Source organism: Flavobacterium sp. N1719, from assembly GCF_025947045.1.
GTDB classification, from domain to species: domain Bacteria; phylum Bacteroidota; class Bacteroidia; order Flavobacteriales; family Flavobacteriaceae; genus Flavobacterium; species Flavobacterium stagni.
The window spans coordinates 1,758,251-1,778,217 of the sequence record NZ_CP109993.1 but is presented as its reverse complement, the minus strand read 5'-3'; the positions used below and the strand labels follow the sequence as shown (position 1 = coordinate 1,778,217).

General features: G+C 38.1%; 19 protein-coding genes and 1 other RNA gene. 15 read left to right on the top strand and 5 right to left on the bottom strand.

The window, feature by feature from the left end; translation table 11 throughout:
* Positions 1 to 7 precede the first annotated feature (7 nt).
* Both OLM45_RS07635 and OLM45_RS07630 read right to left on the bottom strand, forming a co-directional pair.
* The gene (locus OLM45_RS07635) at positions 8 to 2,743 is read right to left on the bottom strand and encodes a LuxR C-terminal-related transcriptional regulator (protein WP_264509414.1); all 2,736 of its coding nucleotides are present in this window, start codon (positions 2,741 to 2,743) and stop codon (positions 8 to 10) included.
* Positions 2,744 to 2,812: 69 nt separating this feature from the next.
* Positions 2,813 to 4,015: an NAD(P)-dependent oxidoreductase gene (locus OLM45_RS07630; protein WP_264509413.1), complete on the bottom strand. Its 1,203-nt coding sequence runs from the start codon at positions 4,013 to 4,015 to the stop codon at positions 2,813 to 2,815.
* A 206-nt stretch (positions 4,016 to 4,221) separates the two neighbouring features.
* Here OLM45_RS07630 and OLM45_RS07625 point away from each other — a divergent pair, with 206 nt between their 5' ends.
* The 3 genes from OLM45_RS07625 to OLM45_RS07615 all read left to right on the top strand — a co-directional run bounded on the left by OLM45_RS07625 (position 4,222) and on the right by OLM45_RS07615 (position 6,509).
* Positions 4,222 to 5,412 carry a serine hydrolase domain-containing protein gene (locus OLM45_RS07625; RefSeq protein WP_235829028.1) on the top strand — a complete coding sequence of 397 codons (1,191 nt, stop codon included), beginning with the start codon at positions 4,222 to 4,224 and terminating at the stop codon, positions 5,410 to 5,412.
* 57 nt (positions 5,413 to 5,469) lie between these two features.
* Positions 5,470 to 5,867, top strand: a transfer-messenger RNA (tmRNA) gene (gene ssrA / locus OLM45_RS07620).
* 189 nt (positions 5,868 to 6,056) lie between these two features.
* Entirely contained in the window at positions 6,057 to 6,509 is a 453-nt protein-coding gene (locus OLM45_RS07615; protein ID WP_264509412.1) for a hypothetical protein, read from the top strand.
* On the opposite strand, the gene OLM45_RS07610 is transcribed toward OLM45_RS07615, so the two are convergent.
* The gene (locus OLM45_RS07610; RefSeq protein WP_264509411.1) at positions 6,496 to 6,810 is read right to left on the bottom strand and encodes a rhodanese-like domain-containing protein; all 315 of its coding nucleotides are present in this window, start codon (positions 6,808 to 6,810) and stop codon (positions 6,496 to 6,498) included. The genes OLM45_RS07615 and OLM45_RS07610 overlap by 14 nt on opposite strands.
* Before the next feature lie 145 nt (positions 6,811 to 6,955).
* Here OLM45_RS07610 and OLM45_RS07605 point away from each other — a divergent pair, with 145 nt between their 5' ends.
* The 9 genes from OLM45_RS07605 to OLM45_RS07565 all read left to right on the top strand — a co-directional run bounded on the left by OLM45_RS07605 (position 6,956) and on the right by OLM45_RS07565 (position 14,555).
* Entirely contained in the window at positions 6,956 to 7,417 is a 462-nt protein-coding gene (locus OLM45_RS07605) for a MarR family winged helix-turn-helix transcriptional regulator (RefSeq protein ID WP_129460891.1), read from the top strand.
* 8 nt (positions 7,418 to 7,425) lie between these two features.
* The gene (locus OLM45_RS07600; RefSeq protein ID WP_264509410.1) at positions 7,426 to 8,058 is read left to right on the top strand and encodes an NAD(P)H-dependent oxidoreductase; all 633 of its coding nucleotides are present in this window, start codon (positions 7,426 to 7,428) and stop codon (positions 8,056 to 8,058) included.
* Positions 8,059 to 8,081: 23 nt separating this feature from the next.
* Positions 8,082 to 8,645 (top strand): YceI family protein, encoded by a 564-nt coding sequence (locus tag OLM45_RS07595; protein ID WP_264509409.1) that lies wholly within the window; start codon positions 8,082 to 8,084, stop codon positions 8,643 to 8,645.
* Between the two features lie 71 nt (positions 8,646 to 8,716).
* A complete protein-coding gene (locus tag OLM45_RS07590; protein WP_264509408.1) occupies positions 8,717 to 9,301 on the top strand; it encodes an anthranilate synthase component II in 585 nt (194 codons plus the stop codon).
* Between the two features lie 170 nt (positions 9,302 to 9,471).
* Positions 9,472 to 10,092, top strand: a complete 621-nt coding sequence (locus OLM45_RS07585) for a TetR/AcrR family transcriptional regulator (RefSeq protein ID WP_264509407.1) — start codon at positions 9,472 to 9,474, stop codon at positions 10,090 to 10,092.
* Positions 10,082 to 11,377 carry a TolC family protein gene (locus OLM45_RS07580; protein WP_264509406.1) on the top strand — a complete coding sequence of 432 codons (1,296 nt, stop codon included), beginning with the start codon at positions 10,082 to 10,084 and terminating at the stop codon, positions 11,375 to 11,377. Before OLM45_RS07585 ends, OLM45_RS07580 begins: the two co-directional genes overlap by 11 nt.
* Positions 11,378 to 11,379: 2 nt before the next feature.
* Entirely contained in the window at positions 11,380 to 12,459 is a 1,080-nt protein-coding gene (locus tag OLM45_RS07575; protein ID WP_264509405.1) for an HlyD family secretion protein, read from the top strand.
* A 6-nt stretch (positions 12,460 to 12,465) separates the two neighbouring features.
* Entirely contained in the window at positions 12,466 to 14,046 is a 1,581-nt protein-coding gene (locus OLM45_RS07570; RefSeq protein WP_264509404.1) for an MDR family MFS transporter, read from the top strand.
* Between the two features lie 158 nt (positions 14,047 to 14,204).
* Positions 14,205 to 14,555: a hypothetical protein gene (locus tag OLM45_RS07565; protein ID WP_264509403.1), complete on the top strand. Its 351-nt coding sequence runs from the start codon at positions 14,205 to 14,207 to the stop codon at positions 14,553 to 14,555.
* 168 nt (positions 14,556 to 14,723) lie between these two features.
* On the opposite strand, the gene yaaA is transcribed toward OLM45_RS07565, so the two are convergent.
* Positions 14,724 to 15,485: a peroxide stress protein YaaA gene (yaaA, locus tag OLM45_RS07560; RefSeq protein ID WP_264509402.1), complete on the bottom strand. Its 762-nt coding sequence runs from the start codon at positions 15,483 to 15,485 to the stop codon at positions 14,724 to 14,726.
* Positions 15,486 to 15,640: 155 nt separating this feature from the next.
* On the opposite strand from yaaA, the gene OLM45_RS07555 reads away from it, so the two are divergent.
* From OLM45_RS07555 to OLM45_RS07545, 3 genes are all read left to right on the top strand, one after another.
* Positions 15,641 to 16,180 (top strand): plasmid pRiA4b ORF-3 family protein, encoded by a 540-nt coding sequence (locus OLM45_RS07555; protein ID WP_264509401.1) that lies wholly within the window; start codon positions 15,641 to 15,643, stop codon positions 16,178 to 16,180.
* A 99-nt stretch (positions 16,181 to 16,279) separates the two neighbouring features.
* On the top strand, positions 16,280 to 17,338 hold the full coding sequence (locus tag OLM45_RS07550) for a nucleoid-associated protein (RefSeq protein WP_129460878.1): 1,059 nt from the start codon (positions 16,280 to 16,282) through the stop codon (positions 17,336 to 17,338).
* A 183-nt stretch (positions 17,339 to 17,521) separates the two neighbouring features.
* The gene (locus OLM45_RS07545; RefSeq protein WP_264509400.1) at positions 17,522 to 19,363 is read left to right on the top strand and encodes a hypothetical protein; all 1,842 of its coding nucleotides are present in this window, start codon (positions 17,522 to 17,524) and stop codon (positions 19,361 to 19,363) included.
* 44 nt (positions 19,364 to 19,407) lie between these two features.
* Here the strand turns inward: OLM45_RS07545 and OLM45_RS07540 are convergent, their stop codons facing one another.
* Positions 19,408 to 19,815 carry a 5-fold beta-flower protein gene (locus OLM45_RS07540; protein WP_264509399.1) on the bottom strand — a complete coding sequence of 136 codons (408 nt, stop codon included), beginning with the start codon at positions 19,813 to 19,815 and terminating at the stop codon, positions 19,408 to 19,410.
* Positions 19,816 to 19,967: the final 152 nt, after the last annotated feature.

Here is a 19,967-nt window from a genome sequence, read left to right as displayed (position 1 = left end):
AATCCAATTATAACGTATTTATAAAACTAGACAAACTTGTATCTGACGCTAAGTTCAATTTCTTTCGTAGTCGGTACCGATGTAATTCAACTCCACGAAAAGAAATATTCATCAAAGGGGCTATTTCTTTAGAAGATAAACTCATTTTAAGGTAAATACACAATTTGATGTCCTTGGAGGTAAGTTTTTCACAATGAGCCGTTAATCGTTTTACAAAATCTTCATGGCTCTTGTATAAGTTATTCTCAAAAGTTTCCCATTCTTTTTTATTGATGGAATTTAACTTGATTACTTTTTTGATGTTACTTTTTAAGGAATCCAAATCATTTTCTTTCTCCAAAAGTTTTAGAATTGAATCAATCATCTCGGATTGTTTGGCTATGGAAAGCGACTTCCCTGCTACTTCCGATGCTTTTTTCTGCACTTGAATTTCCAAAATACTCTTTTCGTATTCTTGAATCTTTAACTTATTGTCTGCATCCAATTCCAATTGGTAAACGACTTGTTGGTGGCGCATTTCCTCCTCTTTCAAACGAAGTTTTTCAATATAGCGCACTTTGTTCCATCGGTAGTACAAGAACAATCCACCCGAAATCAAAATCAAATAGACCAAAACCATCCAAACTGAAAAATACCAAGGTTTAGCCACCTGAAAAGAATAATACCCCACTTGCTGAAAGTTGGCTCCTTGACGTTTATAAATTCGGATTTCCTGTGTTCCGGAATGCAAATTATTTAAAGTGATATGGCCTCCGTCGGCTGACTTATACTCCCCTTCCTCATTTAATTTATAAAACAGATCTTCACGATTAAACCCAAAATAAGGTGTTAAAATGTTTATATCAACCGTTTGATTAAATTGAATGGTTGTTGCATCATCAATTAAAGAATGGTTATAATATCCTTCAATGGGATATTGTTGGATGGGTTTTCGATGGGCCAAATAATCATAAATAAAAAATCCGTCGTCCAAGTTGATAATCAATTTATTCCCTTGCTTCACTACCTGAGTATCTTCTGCACTATTTTTTCCTTGGTAATATTTCTTCGGAATCAATTGCCATTTGAATTGATTATTTTCAAATGTGATGACAAACAACAATCCATTTTTCCCAATCAAAAAATGATCATCATCAATGGATGTGCACGAGGTTATAGCCTTAAAATTAGAATTAAATAAAGCGTTGGATTCCAATTTATTGGTTACTTGATTTATCGTATACCATTGATTATTTAAGTAAAAAAAGGGCGATCCTTTGAATTCAAACAGTCGGACATTAAAATCGTTTTTTATCTTATTCAATGCCGTGATATTGATCACTTGGCTTACTTTTCCCTGCTCCAATAAAATCTTATACAGACTTTTGTAATTATCTACCGCATACAATTCATCAGGACTTATTTGAATCAAGTTTCGAATCGGTTTTTGAATTTTATCGAGTTTTCCTTGGTATTGTAAACGCGAATCATATAGTGCAATCCCTGAATAGTTGGCTTGGTAATACCCATCTCCAAACGGACTTTTATACAATTTCCATCCACCCGTGACCGGACTCAATTTGGCAAAATTTCCAGCTGAATAAGTAAACGTCCCATCGTTATGACCAATAACATAATTGGCCCCTATTTTATCAATTTGCCAAACTTGCCCTTGAGAGCCTTTCACTAATTGCAATACGTTATTTTGATACCGAAACAATCCATGATTAGACCCTAATAAATAGCCGTTTTCAAAAGGTGCAATGGCATATACGGTTCCCAAAACACCACTGGTGTCATTGTAGGTAAGAAATGGCGAGTTGATCTCTATGTGCGCAATTCCATTATCCATACCCAACCAAAGGTCTTTTTCATTATCCAAACAAATGGATAAAATCGAATTGTTCTTTAAGGCATTATTTCGGTTAATATTGGTAAACGTTTGGTTTTGTAGATCAACAATATATACCCCTTTGAATGCTGTACCGATGGCCAATCGATACGAGTCAATCATTTTAGCGGAATTGATTAATTCCGATTGTAATTGTAGATTTAAAGCGTGATTCCAAGGTGTAATAGACGAATTATTAGCCACAAAAACACCATGATTTCGGGTAAAAAAATACAATTGTTGCTGAACTTGTTCTATCCCGTGGATAATTTTATTTTCCAAAATAGACCATTGTTTTTGCGGTTGCATAGTAACCCCATCAAAGGTGTAGACGCCTTTATTCACCGTAGCAATATACATTGTAGAATCAATAGGAAAACAATAGGAAATTTGACCTGGCAAATCAATTTTACGAACACTATTACCATTTAAAGCATACAATTGATTGAACGATTGAAAGTAAATTACTCCTTTGAACTTGAATATTTTCCAAATCTCTTCATTGACCGAATTTCCTAAAAATAATTTTTTACGAGCCGACAACGAATGGTAGTGCATTTTTCCTTGCTTTCTTTCCCAATACCCAAATTCGTTATACGAACCTGAATATATTCGCTTCCCATCTGCATAAACCGATCGGATAATTGTTTTATTCGGCAATTGATATTTATCCCATTGCACACCATTGTACCGCACTAAATTGTGGTTATTGGCAAAATACAACGCATGGTCTTCTCCTTGCGTTACATTCCATACCTGATTATCACCTTGATAATCGGATTTATTAAAATTTTCCACAAAAGGTAAAACCTGTTGCCCAAAAGTCGGGGCAACGATAAATAGGAATCCCAGTAGGAAAAAACGTAGTTTCATGATACTTAATTGTGTGTCTAAATATAACTATTTTGACAAAAAAATCCCGACACTTGGCCGGGATTCCTTTTATTTTTCATCAACATAATCTTGAAGATACGCAAATCGCGGAGTGAGTTTTCCTCCCTCGGTCATCTTCGCCCGTTGCAAGATACCGTCTTTATCCCCGTTAAAAAAGGCCGGGATGACATGTTCCATAAACATTTCTCCAAATCCTTCGCTAGCGTCTTTGGGCAATTCACAAGGTAAATTATCCACAGACATGACCATAATAGAACCAGGATGGGTAAAAGGTACTTCTTTGTGTTCGTTGGTTAAATACCCCATGAAAGGCTCAGCAATGGTGGTTGCGCGAACGGTACATGCTACCGGGCCGTCCACATCACAGGAGATGTCAGCGACAACTTTAATTTTACAATCGGGAGCTTTTAACATGTCTTGTGTTAAAATATCTGGTGCGCCATTACCGTGAAAATGTCCGGCAATAAACACATCACTCACTTTGGTAAACCGTTCAAAATCGGAAGTATAGGCTTCGGGATGGGTGTAAAAATCTTTATTATCTTTTACTTGTCCATCAATACGTTTATTATAATCCAAAACATCGATTTGGGTATAAACCGGTTGGGTGTAGGTTTTGGTGAGGTAATCTTCTAGGGAAACTTGTTTCATTTTCATACCATCCAAAATTTCCTTGGCTCCCATCCCTACTTTACCATGACCCGTCAATACAACCTTAATGTTTGGTAACGTCTGACGCTTTAATCGGGCAATTAAATCTTCCTTCGAATGTAAGGTTTCAGCCTTAGGTAAATTGAACAATTCGTATTTAATTCCAAATCCGCGGAACCCATTGTAAGCCCCAACTAATCCGGCATAACGACCAAAACCAATTAAGCGTTTGTTGTTGGCATCCACGATGGTTTCGTGATCGTACAATTCGATGTTTTTGGCTAAAACCGCTTGCAACAACTTACGATTGTAGGGTTGTTTCTTTATGGTATGGGAAAAGAAAAAATATTTTTTATTGGGAATCAAAGCATCTACCGGAATTTCTTTTACCCCAAATAACACATCGCAATCCTGCATATCGGTTACGACATCAATACCCAAATTGGCATACGCTTCATCCGGAAAAACACGAATGTCGGAAGATTCCACTTTTACTTTGGCTTCAGGATGTTCGTTTTGTAAACGCACTAATTCTTCGGGGGTAAAAACCACACGGCGATCGGGTGGATTTTTTCGTTCTTTGACTACTCCAAAAATCATGATAATTCTTGCTTTTATTTTAAAATGCGTCCAAAAGTACGGGTAACGAAAACGATTTCAAAACTTTTGGTCGAAATTCACCAAATGGTTGTCACCTCAGGGTCAGATGCTTGGGATACGCTGTTAATAATTTTGTTATTTTTTCAATTTTTTGGGTAAAAAAATAGGGAACTGACTTTCTATATTTGTTTTTTTACGACTAACCCATGACCCGAAATAATTACTTCTATATAACGCTCATTACCGCACTCATGTTTGTGGGTTGCCACAAATCGGGCGGACAGAAAAAAGAGTATAATGGCCCTGAATACGCCATGCTTCCTCCTCAAGATTCATTACCTAAATTGGAAGAATCGTATAAGAATGCTAAGAAGAATGAAATTGAAAAATACATTAAAAAATTCTTCAACAACAACTTTGAAAACATTTGTTTTTTAGTGGCCAAAAATGGGGAAATCATCTATGAGCGCTACGAAGGCTATGCCGATAAAGAACATAACCTGCTCAATTCAGAAAACACTCCACTTCATATTGCTTCGGTTTCAAAAGTATTGACGGCTTCTGCCATTTTAAAATTGATTGATGCGAAGAAATTGGAATTGGACCAAAAACTAACCACGCTTTTTCCCGGATTTCCTTACACTGAAGTGACGGTTCGCACCCTTTTGAATCACCGTAGTGGCATGAAAAAATACAATTACTTCTGTGATGATGCAAAAATTTGGGGCCGCAAAAAAACCTTGACCAACCAGGATTTATTAAATGTCATTATGACCAAAAAAATCCCGTTGGAAACCAAAACGGACACGCATTTTAGTTACAACAACACCAATTACGCCATGTTGGCCTTGGTGATCGAAAAAGTAACCGGTAAAAAATACCGCGATGCCATGAAGGAAATTATTTTTGATCCACTGGGCATGACCAATACCTATGTTTTTGATGAGGACAGTCCCAAAGATAAAGCGACTCCCTCATATAAGTACAACTATGTGAAATACGGTTTTGACTTTTTAGATGCAGTGTACGGTGATAAAAATATTTATTCAACGCCAAGGGATTTATTAAAATTTGATTTGGCCCGAAATTCGCCCGACTTTCTCAGTAAAGACTTGTTGGATCAAGTGTACAAAGGCTACAGTTATGAATCCAAAGGTGAGAAAAATTACGGATTGGGTATCCGTTTGCGCGAGTGGAAAAACGGTAAAAAATTGTATTATCACAACGGTTGGTGGCACGGCAATACATCGAGTTATATCACTTTGCGCCATGAAAATACGGTAATCATTGCCTTATCGAATAAATACACCAAAAAAACCTATCAATTAAAAAACCTTTCCGCCTTATTTGGGGATTATCCCTTTGCTTTGGGTGACACGGTTTCCAATGGGGAATAAGTTTTTTGATTTCATTGATTTTACCTACATTTGCCCTCCTTATTAGGGAAAATTCCAGGGGACGACTGGTTTTGACAGCGAGTGGAATTAAATAGTAAGCACGTCGAGCATTGTACTTTTTGCTCGCTAATCCAAAGGTACACACTTATAAACGGCGAAAATAATTACGCTTTAGCTGCTTAATCCGAAGTTTAGTACGATTTGCCTAGTCTCGTCAAGGACGAGAAGCTAGATTCACCTCAAAAGCCTTGGTTTATGGCGGTTGGTCAAGGTGAACCGTAAAAGTAAACCTAGGAAAGGTAATGCTTTAAATCCTTTCTGACACTGATCAAGCTAAGCAAAGAGTGGCTGTTCTTGGCCTTGCTCTTTGACGAAAATCCAATCAAGAACTAAACGTGTAGAAAGCTATTCGATTGCTTGTTTGGACCCGAGTTCGATTCTCGGCGTCTCCACAAAAAAAGCCTGCAAATTCATGCAGGCTTATTCTTTAAATATATTTTCGGTTTTTAATCCCTATGAAAAGGTGCGCACTACAAAAAGAATAAATTTTATTTATCATAAACATAAAAAAATACACAGATAATAGTTAAAAATTAAAATCCAAACAACACAAGCTTTCGTAAATGGTTTTAAATACGAGAGCCATGACTACCTTAAAAAACAACAATCAGTTTGTGCATTTTAGCAAAAAATTTGGTTTGATTACTCCTAACCAAGTAATTTTAATCAATGGTACCCAACAAGAATCGATTGATTTAGAATCTATCTCAACCGTTAATCTGTTTAAAAAGCGTATTTTCTCTGTAAATTTACTTTTGTTTGCTGCAGGTATATTATTCTTAGCTGTGGCTTATTTTTTATACATCATCAACGAAGCAATGCTTTTTTGGTCAACCTTAGCTATAGGGAGTATTATGACATCGTACTCATTAGTACATAAATTCCATTCCTACCGATTGGTGATTTTGGAAAAAAACAAAGCAATACATGAAGTAAAGGCCACACAATTCCACCGCAAATGCATTAAGGAATTCTATGCCTCTATTCACCACAAAACAGTGAATGCTAAACGAAAAAACAAGGTTATGGCTGAGTAACTTCGCCTTGCCAATTCATAAAACCACCTTCCAAGTTGTAGATGTGTTCAAACCCCAATTGCTTCATAATTTGGCAGGCCTGGGCACTTCGCCCACCTGCCTTACAGTACACGTAATAATTTTTGGATTTATCCAATTCTTCCAAACGGTAAATAAATCCTTGTCCTTTATATATATCGTTCAATAGTGCACCCGGAATAATTCCGTCTTCCCATTCTTCTTCGGTTCGAACATCTAAAATTACGGCATTTTCATCTGCAGCTAATTGCGCTGCCCACGCTTCTTGAGACAAATGTTGCATGATCTTTTTTTTTCAAAAATAGTGCATTTTACCTCCTTTGCCAAAACCCCATCTTAAAAGATTAACAAAAAAATAACACACATTTGTATATACAAGTATTTAAAATAATCATACATTTGTACCTACAAATTTTGTAATTACAATTATGAAGATTGAAGAGATTATAAAATCGAATGTTTCTTTGGATGATGCCAAACGGGTCATCTTAAATTTGATGTATACCCAAAATGTGGTCGCTGAAAAATTTTATGAAACGCTAAAGCCTTTCGAACTCTCGGGTGAGCAATACAATGTCTTGCGCATTTTAAGGGGACAAAAAGGGAATCCGGCGAACATGTGTGTGATTCAAGAGCGCATGATTACCAAAAACAGCAATACCACGCGTTTGATTGATAAATTGCTTTTAAAAGGTTTGGTAACGCGTAATGTTTGTCCCGAAAACCGTCGTAAAATGGAAATTTTTATAACAGAAAAGGGATTGGATTTGTTAAAAGAATTGGACCCCATTGTTGTTGAACATGAACAGCTTTTTACGCAAAATCTTACTTCGGAGGAAATACAAAATTTAATTCAATTACTAGAAAAATTTAGAACCATTAATAATTAATAACTACTATGAGTCAATTTAATGAAAATGCCAAATGGCGTTATGCGACCAAAAAATATGATGCAACACGTAAAGTAAGTGCTGCTGATTTAGCCACTCTTAGAGAAGCGATCAACCTATCGGCTTCTTCCTATGGTTTACAACCTTACAAAGTTATTTTTGTTGAAAATCCAGAATTACGTGCCAAATTACAACCCGCTTCATGGGGTCAGTCACAAGTTGTTGACGCCTCGCATTTGGTTGTTTTTGCCAACGAATTAAATCTAGGTAACGATCAAATCGATGCATACTTCGAAAATTTAACCCAAACTCGCGGAATTGCACTTGAAAACGTACAAGGGTATGTGGATTTCATGAAAGGTGCAATCAACAACATTCCGATGGAAATTCGCAACGTATGGACCGCAAAACAAACCTATATCGCGTTAAGTAACTTAATGAATGCGGCTGCCGAATTAAAAATCGACACTACTCCGATGGAAGGTTTTGACCCACAACAATACAACGAAATTTTAGGTTTAAACGATAAAAACTTAAATGCAGCTGTGGTTTGTGCAATTGGATACCGTCATGCTGAGGATGACACCCAACATTACGCTAAAGTGCGTAAAGCTGAAAACGACTTATTTGTAACTCTATAACACTAATTCAAAAACAAGAAAAAATGAAAAATTTCAAATCAATTGCGTTGGCTTTATTCGTAGCCGCTTCAACTATCGTAACCGCTCAAAATAAAAAAATCGATGTGGCGAAAAGCAAAATCGAATGGGTAGGTAAAAAAGTAACTGGACAACACAATGGTACAGTTAACTTCAAAGGGGGAACCTTAGTTTTCAAAGGTAAAAAATTAACAGGAGGTTCATTTGTAGTGGACATGACTTCGTTAACAGCAACCGATTTACAAGGAGAATACCAAGGAAAACTTAACGGTCACTTAAAAGCAGATGATTTCTTTGGTACGGATAAATTCCCAACCTCTAAATTGGTTTTCAAAAAAATCGTTGACAAAGGAAATGGTGTATTTGGTGTATCTGCTGATTTAACCATCAAAGATGTAACAGCTCCAGTACAATTTGAAATCACTGTTAAAGACAATACTGCTACAACATCTTTCAAAATTGACCGTACAAAATACGGGATCAAATACAAATCAGGAAGCTTCTTTGACAACTTAGGTGATGCTACTATTAGTGACGAATTTGATGTAACCGTTTCGTTACAATTCTAATTCAAGGGAAATATTGCTATAGAAAGCCTCGGTAAGTCCGAGGCTTTTTTTTTCTCGTTATATTTGACCCCATGAAACCGATTCTATTACTCGACAATTACGATAGCTTTACCTTCAATCTTGTACATTATTTGGAAGCGCTTGGGGCGAAAGTGATTGTGTATCGCAATGATGAAATCGAACTCGATGACGTGGAAGATTTTGATTGTATCGTTCTTTCGCCCGGCCCCGGTTTACCAAGTGAAGCTGGAATACTAATCCCCCTTCTTACGAAATATGCTGCCACAAAAAATATCCTCGGCATCTGTTTGGGGATGCAAGCTATTGGAGAAGTTTTTGGCGGAAAATTAGCCAACCTCAACTCCGTGTATCATGGCATCGCCACTCCAATTACAATAACCGAACCGTCTGATATTTTATACCAAAATTTACCTTCAACTATAGAAGTAGGGCGCTACCATTCCTGGACCATTAGCCCTGAAAATTTTCCAATTGATTTAGTGATTACTGCCCAAACTTTACAGGGAGAAATCATGTCCATTCGCCACCAAAACTACAACCTTTATGGCGTACAATACCATCCAGAAAGCATTCTAACTCCTTTTGGAAAAACACTACTCGACAATTGGTTACAACATTTTTACTTTAAACAATAACTTTATAAAAAAACACTTCATCTAATTGGTATTTAATTTTTTAAAAGTCTAATATAGATTTTTCTTATACTACCCTACTCCATTAATATTCTGTTAAAATCAATTTAAACAAACGTTTAATTTAAACAAATGTTTAATTTTGTCTTGTCAAATTATTGAACATTAAAAAAATGGAATTCAACGACAAACAATTGGAGATCTTGAAGGTCGCCGAAACCCTCTTCGCTGAAGAAGGATTTGACGGCACTTCGGTTCGCGATATTGCCAAAGCAGCCAATATCAACATCGCTATGATCTCCTATTATTTTGGCTCCAAAGAAAAACTCTTGGAAGCCTTAATTCTAAAAAGAGCTGCCGCCCTCAAACTCAAGATGGAAAACCTATTCCAAACAGAATTGAGTCCGATCGAGAAAATAGAACAAATGATCGACCTCTATTTCGATACCATCAATTGCAATCGAAACATGTATCAAATCCTTCATTTTGAAATCATGACTAAGAAAAGGGATATCGATACGCAACATTTTACCGAAGTCAAAATCAACAACCTAAAAATGTTGGAAAACGTGATTCATGAAGGTCAACAAAAAGGATTGTTTAGTCCAACCGTGAATATCGGACTCATCCCTACGCTCGTTATTGGCACCTTGATGAATTTTAGTATGAACCGTCATTTTTATGAAAAATTATACGGACTTACTTCCGATGAGGCTTTTGAAAACTACATCAACGGTCCATTAAAGCAACACATTAAATTAACCATCAAAGCCCTCTTAACTTATGAAGTTTAAGTTTTTATTTGTTTTGATCTTATTTGCGTCTTTCACTTACGCACAAGACACCAAAACCCTATCGCTCAAACAGGCGGTAGAACTCGTAACCCAACAAAGTGACGAAGCACTTCTTGCTGCCCAAAAAGAAACAACAGCCAAGTTGGAATGGGAAAGTATGAAAAACAACCAATATCCGGGTTTCAAATTATCTGGACAATACATGCAACTCACGAATGCCAACATTTCTTCTCCTCTAAATGTGGGGAGTGGCGTCAAAGTTTCCAGCTTGATGATTGGTCAGGCCAATGCGAATATGCCGGTTTTCAATGGTTTCAAATTAAAAAACAGTATTGCCGCTTCCAAAAGCTTGTACGACGCACAAAAATGGGACACCCAACACGCCAAAGAGGAATTGGCCTTGGAAGTGGTCGAACTCTTTGCTGATCTATACAAAGCCAATGAAATGGTCACTTTGTTTCAAGAAAATTTAAAAAGCGCCCACCAACGCAGTACTGATTTTACCGCAATGGTAGATAATGGGTTGATGGCGCGAAACGATCTTTTGAAAGCCCAATTGCAAGAATCAAACGTGCAATTATCCTTAGACAATGCTATTAAAAATGTGAACATTATTACCTTTCGTTTAAATGAATTGTTGAATTACCCCAAAGGCACTAAAATCAACATTGATATTGATACCATAAAACGTGAAATGGCCGCCAGCGAACTCCAACAATTCGATGGTACTCGCAGTGATTTATTAGCCTTACAATCCCGTGAAATAGCCGCTCAAAAAGGGATACAAATTGCAAAAGCCAACTACTACCCTTCCCTAACGTTAATTGGCGGATACATCGCTTTTGACTTAAAAGACGTCATGACGGTTACCAATGCCATGAACTTTGGCGTAGGGATCAGTTATGATGTTGCGTCAATTTTCAAAAACAAAAAAGAAGTGCAATTGGCCCGAAGTAAAGCCGAAACAGCTCAAAAAGCGGTCAAAATATTGAACGAAAAAATAGAAACAGAAACACTTGAAGCCCAAGAAAACTATGCTTTGTCGCGCAAACAAAACCAAGTTTATGCCCTTGGTGTTGATCAAGCCAACGAAAACTACCGCATTGTCAAAGACAAATACGACAACAGTTTGGCCAACACCAACGACTTGCTAGAAGCCGATGTGCAACAATTGCAAAGTAAAATCAATTTTGCCTTATCCCAAGCCGATGTGGCTTTGAAATACTATCAATTACAATATGCTACTGGAAAATTAATTCAATCGCTAACTCCCAATTCAAAATAATCATGGAAAAACGTCAGACCAATAAAAAATTCATTCTCATTTTTGTTACACTACTTATCGTAGGTGGCGGGTATGGAATCTACAAATACCAACATGCGCAAGCGCATGAAATTACCGATGATGCGCAAATTGAAAAAAACATGAACCCTATCATCCCTCGCGTGAGTGGGTATGTTACGCAAGTTTTGGTAAAAGATAACCAAGAAGTAAAAAAAGGCGATACCTTGTTTATCATCGATGATCGCGATTACCGTGTTCGTTTAGAAGATGCCAAAGCAGCCCTTGCCGCTGCTGAAAGTTCGTTTGAAGTTTCCAAAGCTGATGTAGGTTCGGCCAGCGCCAATGTATCGGTTTCGGATGCCAATCTCCAATCGACTAAAGGGAATATCGAAACGGCAAAAGTTCGCCTCACCCGTGCTACCAACGATTATGAACGTTACGCCAATTTGTACAAAAACCGAACAATCACCAAACAACAGTTTGAACAAGCGGAAGCGGCCAAATTAGAAGCCGAAAATCAATTGAAAGTGATTCTTGAGCAACAAAAAGCATCGGCTTATCAAAAATCAGTAGCTGCGTCTCGAACAGTAGTTTCAGGAAAACAAACGGCCGTAGCGCAAGCCAACATCAACCGTGCAAAAGCGGCACTTGAAGCTGCTGAATTAAATTTAAGCTACACGGTAGTTACCGCTGCTATTGATGGCCAAGTCTCAAAAATTGCCCTTCAAGTAGGACAATTTGTACAACCGGGTCAGTCACTTTTTTATATTGTCAACAACAAAGAACCTTGGGTGGTAGCCAATTTTAAAGAAACACAATTGAATAAAATGGTGGAAGGTCAGAAAGTATCTATCAAAGTAGATGCCTTCCCTGATGATGAATTCACCGGAACCATCGCTAGTTTCTCTCCGGCTACAGGTGCTAAATTTTCATTGTTACCACCCGATAATGCTACTGGAAACTTTGTAAAAACCATTCAGCGTTTACCTGTAAAAATTACGTTAGACGCTTCTAATGATCCGAATAAAATTAAAGTATTACGTCCGGGGATGAATGCCTTAGTGGATGTTCATTTAAAATAATAAAACATGCAGAATCAAGCAGACAGTTTGGTAGAATACGGCTACCGCAGGGTAATTATTACCATCACAGCCGTACTCTGTGCCCTACTGGAAATTGTCGATACGACCATTGTCAATGTGGCGTTGACCAATATGCGCGGAAGTTTAGGGGCAACCTTGAACGACATCGCTTGGGTCATTACAGCCTATGCTATTGCCAATGTAATCGTAATACCGATGACGAGTTGGTTGTCCCAACAGTTTGGCCGTCGCAATTACTTTGCCGTTTCCATCGTGGTATTTACTATTGCTTCCTTCTTGTGTGGTAATGCGACCAATATTTGGGAACTCGTATTCTTCCGATTTATTCAAGGATTGGGCGGTGGTGCGTTGTTGGTAACAGCACAAACCATCATTACGGAGAGTTATCCTATTGAAAAACGCGGGATGGCACAAGCCATTTACGGTATGGGAGTAATTGTGGGGCCTACACTCGGTCCGCCTTTGGGTGGTTACATCGTGGACAATTTTTCATGGCCGCTTATTTTTTACATCAATATTCCTATCGGAATTGCGGCCACTATCTTGACACTAACTTTTGTTCGCAGTCCGAAATACAGTGAAAAATTAAAAGCCAATCAAGTGGATTGGTGGGGAATTTTATTCCTAGCGGCTTTTATCGGCTCCTTGCAGTTTGTGCTCGAACACGGACAACAAGATGATTGGTTCAACGATGAAGTGATTGTAACCTTAAGCATCGTATCCCTTTTAGGACTTCTGGCATTCATTTGGCGGGAATTGGTATACAAGCACCCTATTGTCAATTTAGGAGTTTTAAAAGACGGGAATTTGCGTATTGGTTCACTACTAGGGTTTATATTGGGGTTCGGACTCTATGGCTCTACCCTGGTTATTCCCATTTACACCCAATCGATATTAGGTTGGACCGCTACTGATGCCGGTTTATTGTTAATCCCTGGTTCGATTACCACCGCCATCATGATGCCCTTTGTAGGTCGAATGATTCAAAAAGGAGTGCCGCAAGCCTATATGGTTTCGGCGGGTTTTGCCATCTTTTTTCTGTTCACCTCCTGGATGCATAATGTAATGACACCGGATACAGGGGTCGAACATTTCTATTGGCCTTTGATTATGCGTGGAATTGGGTTGGGCTTACTTTTTGTCCCTATTACCACCCTTTCATTATCCACATTGCGCGGAAAAGAAATTGGTGAAGGTGCGGCCTTTACGGGTATGTTCCGCCAATTGGGAGGTTCTTTTGGTGTGGCGATTATTACCACTTTTATTACGCGTTTGAGTCAGACCCATCGCGTTGACCTCATTCCGTATGTGGATCCAAGTCGCCCAGAAGTGCAGCAGCGTTTACAGGGGATGCAAGCCAATTTTATGTCCAAAGGTTTTTCTGCCAATGAAGCCCTTCAGAAAGCGCAAAACATGATGGAATTAAGTGTACTCAAACAAAGTACGGTATTGGCCTATATGGACATTTTTTGGTACTTGGGATTGGTTTTCTTGTGTTGTATCCCCATTATGTTTTTTGTCAAACGCAGTAAAAATAAAATTAACCCCGCTGATGCAATGCATTAATAAAGGTTATTCTATGTTGGTTGAAAACTCCGGAGTCCCCACTTCGGAGTTTTTCTTTGCTTAAAATCAGAAAGTTATCAACAAAATTTCATTCTAACGCAATAAGTTTTTAATTTTAAATAACTCTTAGCCAAATATTTAACCAACACCTAACCATTATGGGACTTTTTGGACAACACCATCAACGGCAATTGATTTCGACTTTACAACAAAAAAGCGAAGCCATTCATCAGGATATTTCACAAGAAATTGATGAATTGTTAGATGAATTAAAATCAGAATACGAAGAAAACCAAAAGGTTGATCATGAGCTCGAACAATTGCTGAGTGAATTGGCCAACAAACTTGACCCGCAGGAGTTATCACGACTACAACAACTTTCAATTCATTTAAAACAAGTGAAACGCTGTGCACGAAAAGGCGTGGACGCCATGAAACAATTGGCTAGAGATCACAAAAAGGCAGTGCAAGAAAATAGACGTGAATATGAAGAATTTCTCTACGAATAAATAAATACAATTTAAGCTCCCTGTTAGGGAGCTTTTTTTAAATAGATAAAAATTTAAAGTAGGGTAAAACAGCTATTGCTTGTTATTTGTATAACACATATAACTATTATGCTGTTCACTCTAAAACAAAACGGCCTCTGTACGAGTCATAGCAGAGGTCTATTTTTTTTAACGAGTAAAGACTAATTGGGTGGCCGAACTCAGATTCGCATCAAAGGCATACCCCTCGTAATTGAAGGCTTGCAGGTCTTCGAGCGTCTCAGCACCTGTGTCTAAAATATACCGCACCATCAACCCCCGCGCTTTTTTGGCAAAAAAACTAATCATTTTCAATTTTCCGTCTTTGTAATCTTTGAACTCCGGAGTGATGACAGGCACTTTTAATTTTTTGGCATCCAAAGCACTGAAATATTCGGTACTGGCTAAATTCACAAACAATTCTCCTTTTTGCAACTCCGCGTTCATCGCTTTGGTTAAGGTGTCTTTCCAAAAAGCATATAAGTTTTTTGATGTTCCCACAGGCAAACTTGTTCCCATCTCTAACCGATAGGGTTGCATTAAGTCCAAGGGTTTCAAAATCCCATACAATCCCGAAAGAATGCGCAGTTTATCTTGTGCCACAGCCAATTGGGCTTCGGTCAAACTGTAAGCATCTAACCCCACATACACTTCCCCATCAAAAGCAAAAACAGCTTGACGTCCATTTTCAGGGGTGATTGCCGTAACATCTCGCTCTTGATTGCGCTGCCAATTGAGTTCGGCCAACTTCTCCGAAATCTCCATCAGTTCCATTAATTGCTTCGGCTTTTTCTTTTTGAGGACACGGTCAATGGTGGCCGACTTTTTGGCAAAACCATATTCCGTAAATTGAGAAGTAGGTACCGGACGCTCAAAATCCAACGATTTGGCCGGTGAAATAACGATTTTCATAGGGTGCAATTTTATTCTTTCAAAAATAGAAAGATTCTGTTGTTTCCCCAAAATTCTGACCTTCAACAGTTCGAAAATCTTATCAACAATTGGGATTTTTGAAAGTAAGATTCTAAAATAAAATTTATCTTTGAACCCTCAAAAACAACCGCAGTATGATCTATAAATTCAGAGCCATTCTGGACGCCGAAGAAGATATTTTCAGAGATATTGCTATCGATGATAACGATACTTTAGAAGATTTACACAATGCTCTTGTCAATGCTTTTGGCTTTGACGGTATGGAAGTCGCCTCGTTTTACACTTGTGACGACACGTGGAATCAAGAAGATGAAATTCCGATGTTTGATACCGGTGATGCTCCCGGTGAAATACGCACCATGGCGGATTTCCAATTGCACGAAATTTTATATGAAGAGCAAACCAAAATCATTTACGTGTACGATTTCATCAACATGTGGACGTTTTTGGTGGAATTAGCTGCTATTGAAGAACCGGTTCCTGGAGCTACTTACCCGGACTTATTATTCTCGCATGGTGAAATGCCTGCTGAAGCGATGGAAAAACAATTCGAAGCCGATGGTGATTATGAATCCTACAATGATTTTGAAGACGAATTGGACGAGGAAGACATGGACATGTTCGGCGGTGATGACCATTTTGAGGATTATGGGTTTGAGGAAAATTGGAATTAATGAGCCAATGTGTCAATTTGAGAATGTGTCAATTTGAAAATAACCATCGACTAAACAACATTAATGCAATCTTCCATCATTTACTAAAAACAATTTCCAATGTTAAATTTATTCAATACCCACATAGATTCCCTTTCCATTCATCGTGTTGGAAATAAAAGTCGTAACGAAAACATGTTCTTATCGGATTCCAACTATAGCTTGACCGATGAGATTGTGCCTTTGATCAAAGAGTATTTCTTCCGTCCGTTTCGGGAGAAAGAAGAGAACTATTTCCAATTTGCACATGATGTGGATTTGGAATATAATGAAATGTTCAATCTAGCCACCGAGGTATTTACAAATCCCGGCAATGTGCATGAGGTTTCCAAAAAAATCACCCGCCACTTATTCGAGCAATCGAATCATCCCCACATTAAAAACGGGGAAGTGTATGTGGCGTATTTGACTAATATATCCATCGACAACCAAACCGTGGATGCTTTGGGCGTATTCAAAAGTGAGTTGAAAACCGACTTTTTACAGTTTGAAGAACGTGGTTCCAACTTAGAAATGATTCTTCAGGAAGGGATTAATTTGAATAAATTGGACAAAGGGTGTCTTATTTTCAATTACAAAAAAGAAGAAGGGTATAAAATCTTAACTGTAGACAGCAACCGTTATGATGCCCGCTACTGGTTGGAGCACTTCCTATCGGTTGATGCGTTCCAAGATGAAAACTACATGACGAAAAAATACTTGAAGTTTTGTCAAGAGTTTGCCAAAGAAGTCGTATTCCCAGCCGAAGATAAAAAAGAAGAAGTGTTGTTTATGAACCGCGCAGTCAACCACTTTGCTAAAAATGATACGTTTGAAGAAACCAAGTTTTTGAATGAAGTGATGGACAACCCGGATTTGATTCCCGAATTCAAAAGCTTTAAAGCTGACCGTGGTGAGAAATACAGCATTGAAGATGTAACGTCGTTCCCGATTGCCAACGCAGCGGTTTCTGATGCCCGTCGTGCGATTAAAAACGTAATTAATCTAGATACTAATATCCAAATCAAATTGGATTTTGTGAATCCCGATAGTGCGGAAAAGTTTGTAGAAAAAGGATGGGATGAAGAACGTCAAATGTATTACTACTTGGTATACTTCAACAAAGAACAGAAAAGCTAATCGTCCTACCAGACAAATAAAAAAATCCTAACCGAATACTATTGGTTAGGATTTTTTTTGAATTTACTTTTTTAAATCATTTCCAATTAAATAAAAAACAAGGCGTAAGAATTCAAATATGTCTTTAAATATTGCGTTTAATGACATTTTACGAATCACTATCTTTGTAAAAATTGCAAGCCCTTGAGTAAGTTTTGGTTCCTTATCGCTGTATTCATTGGAAGTATGTGTTACGGTCAGCAACCCGTTACCCCCACCAAATCCGATACGTTGTACCAAAAAATTAATACCTATGCCAAAGACAAAAAGGTCGTTGGCTTCTTTCATCGGTTAATTTTTCGCAAATCGGTTCTATCCGCCACTACCAATAAGAAAAAAAGCAAAACCCAAATTCCGGTTCAACGGGACTACGCCAAATTTCAATGCAAAATTATTCGCAACATTACCATTGAAACCCTCGACCCGTTTGGGTATTCAGCGGAAGATGTAAACCGCGAACCTCAACACCGTATCGAACGTTGGGGGAATTTTTTACACATTAAAACAAAGAATTGGACGGTACGAAATTTCCTTTTATTTCAAAAAAACGACCAGCTCGATTCACTCAATTTAAGAGAGTCCGAACGCCTTTTGCGCCAACAACGCTATATCCGCACGGTCATTATCAAACCCGTCGCAGTTCCAAACTCCAAAGATTCAGTGGATGTTTCGATTCGCGTTTTGGACACCTGGAGTACCATTCCTACTGGTGCCATTTCCACTTCCAAAGGAAACATTGATTTTACGGAACGTAATTTTATGGGGTTGGGTCACGAATTTGATTTCAATTATCTATCGAGCTTTGAGCGTTCGACTCCCAATCGCTTCGGCTATGATACCTATTATAAAATTCCAAATTTCAAGCATACGTTCATCAGCACAACGTTTTCGGCGCGAAATGATTTAAACAACAACACCCAAAACGCCATTCGTATCGAACGAAAATTCTATTCCACCTATGCCCATTGGGCTGGGGGTTTTTACCATGATTACCGTTCCACGACTGAAAAATTAAACGATACCGCTGCTGTACCTACGTTGTTGTACTTTAAATCCAAGTCATACGACCTTTGGGCCGCACGTTCCTTCAGTATTTTTGGAAATGGCAATGAGTTTTCTCGCGGTACGCACCTCATCACATCAGTTGGGTTTAATCATACCGCATACCTCAATCTCCCCGACCAGCAATACGACCCCATTCGCTTTGTCAATTCCACCAAATCAGCACTGATGACGATCGGAATTTCGAGTCAGCGCTTTTACCAAGAAAAGTACTTGTTTCGCTATGGCATTGTAGAAGACGTTCCGTATGGCAAAGTGTTTTCGATCACGGGTGGCATTGAAAACAAAAACCAAGTGAATCGTGCCTATTGGGGCAGCCGATTTTCGTATGGTGACCTTTTTGATTTTGGCTATTTACAAGGAAATGTGGAATGGGGGACTTTTGTGAATAATGGAAAAAGTGAACAGACCACGTATAAATTGGAAGCCAACTATTTTACCAATCTCATTCCAATGGGAAGTTGGAAAATGCGTCAATTTATTCGACCGCTTCTAGTAATGGGTGGCAATCGATTGGAAAGTGATCGTGACCGACTGAAATTAGTGGACATCAACGGAATTCCGGGTTTTGATTCGCGTCAATTACTGGGCACCAAGAAATTTCTAACCACTTTTCAATCCCAATTTTACTGTTTGAGAGATTGGTATGGCTTTACATTAAGTCCGTACCTCAATTACACCCTCGGATTTTTAGATCAAGGCAATGCTACCTTTTTTTCCAACAAAATGTATTCTCAAATTGGAGTCGGTGTATTGATTAACAATAAATATCTGGTATTTAGCAGTTTCCAATTCTCCTTTTCATATTATCCAACTTTACCCCTTGCAGGCAATAACATTATTAAAACCAATACCTTTCAAAACAACAGCATTGATTTTAATGATTTTCAAATTGGGGAACCGTATGTGTTGCCGTTTCAGTAATCTTAGGGCATTTCTGAGAGTATTGTTGCAATACACCATTCCCTTTAAAATTTAAAAAAGAAATACACTACTGCCGCCCATTCTTTTTTCACGCCTCGGGCATAACCAATGGTACTATGACTCGAATTTTCAACGGTTCCATCATTTTTAATATAGCCAATCGTGGAATGACTGCTGTTCTCCACTGTGCCGTCACTTTTAACATAACCTACGGTAGAATGGCTACTATTTTCAATAGTCCCGTTGCTTTTGATATAGCCAATGGTACTGTGACTGCGGTTTTCAATAGTTCCGTCATTTTTGATGTATCCCACAGTGGAATGGCTACTGTTTTCAATCGTGCCATCTGATTTAATATACCCCGTTGTACTGTGACTCCCCGATTCAATGGTTTGTGCTTGTGTTACTGAAAATGTACCAATTGCTAGAAGTGTAAAGATTGTTTTTTGCATAATGAATAAATAATTTTACCGCAAGTTACTTTATTTTTGGTAACTCTATAAACAACATTAATAGCTTTAGAAAATCCCAAACCACAGTTCATTTATTGTGTATTTAAATCGAAATAAGTCCACGGTGAATCTGTGAAAAATATCCTTTATTC

Excerpts from the sequence above, each read along its gene's own strand:
- OLM45_RS07635 (WP_264509414.1), bottom strand. The coding sequence starts at position 2,743 with ATGAAACTACGTTTTTTCCTACTGGGATTCCTATTTATCGTTGCCCCG.
- OLM45_RS07570 (WP_264509404.1), top strand. The coding sequence starts at position 12,466 with ATGCAGAATCAAGCAGACAGTTTGGTAGAATACGGCTACCGCAGGGTA.
- OLM45_RS07630 (WP_264509413.1), bottom strand. The coding sequence starts at position 4,015 with ATGATTTTTGGAGTAGTCAAAGAACGAAAAAATCCACCCGATCGCCGT.
- OLM45_RS07540 (WP_264509399.1), bottom strand. The coding sequence starts at position 19,815 with ATGCAAAAAACAATCTTTACACTTCTAGCAATTGGTACATTTTCAGTA.
- OLM45_RS07555 (WP_264509401.1), top strand. The coding sequence starts at position 15,641 with ATGATCTATAAATTCAGAGCCATTCTGGACGCCGAAGAAGATATTTTC.
- OLM45_RS07610 (WP_264509411.1), bottom strand. The coding sequence starts at position 6,810 with ATGCAACATTTGTCTCAAGAAGCGTGGGCAGCGCAATTAGCTGCAGAT.
- OLM45_RS07585 (WP_264509407.1), top strand. The coding sequence starts at position 9,472 with ATGGAATTCAACGACAAACAATTGGAGATCTTGAAGGTCGCCGAAACC.
- OLM45_RS07600 (WP_264509410.1), top strand. The coding sequence starts at position 7,426 with ATGAGTCAATTTAATGAAAATGCCAAATGGCGTTATGCGACCAAAAAA.
- OLM45_RS07580 (WP_264509406.1), top strand. The coding sequence starts at position 10,082 with ATGAAGTTTAAGTTTTTATTTGTTTTGATCTTATTTGCGTCTTTCACT.
- OLM45_RS07595 (WP_264509409.1), top strand. The coding sequence starts at position 8,082 with ATGAAAAATTTCAAATCAATTGCGTTGGCTTTATTCGTAGCCGCTTCA.
- OLM45_RS07615 (WP_264509412.1), top strand. The coding sequence starts at position 6,057 with ATGACTACCTTAAAAAACAACAATCAGTTTGTGCATTTTAGCAAAAAA.
- OLM45_RS07550 (WP_129460878.1), top strand. The coding sequence starts at position 16,280 with ATGTTAAATTTATTCAATACCCACATAGATTCCCTTTCCATTCATCGT.
- OLM45_RS07590 (WP_264509408.1), top strand. The coding sequence starts at position 8,717 with ATGAAACCGATTCTATTACTCGACAATTACGATAGCTTTACCTTCAAT.
- OLM45_RS07605 (WP_129460891.1), top strand. The coding sequence starts at position 6,956 with ATGAAGATTGAAGAGATTATAAAATCGAATGTTTCTTTGGATGATGCC.
- yaaA (WP_264509402.1), bottom strand. The coding sequence starts at position 15,485 with ATGAAAATCGTTATTTCACCGGCCAAATCGTTGGATTTTGAGCGTCCG.
- OLM45_RS07625 (WP_235829028.1), top strand. The coding sequence starts at position 4,222 with ATGACCCGAAATAATTACTTCTATATAACGCTCATTACCGCACTCATG.
- OLM45_RS07565 (WP_264509403.1), top strand. The coding sequence starts at position 14,205 with ATGGGACTTTTTGGACAACACCATCAACGGCAATTGATTTCGACTTTA.
- OLM45_RS07575 (WP_264509405.1), top strand. The coding sequence starts at position 11,380 with ATGGAAAAACGTCAGACCAATAAAAAATTCATTCTCATTTTTGTTACA.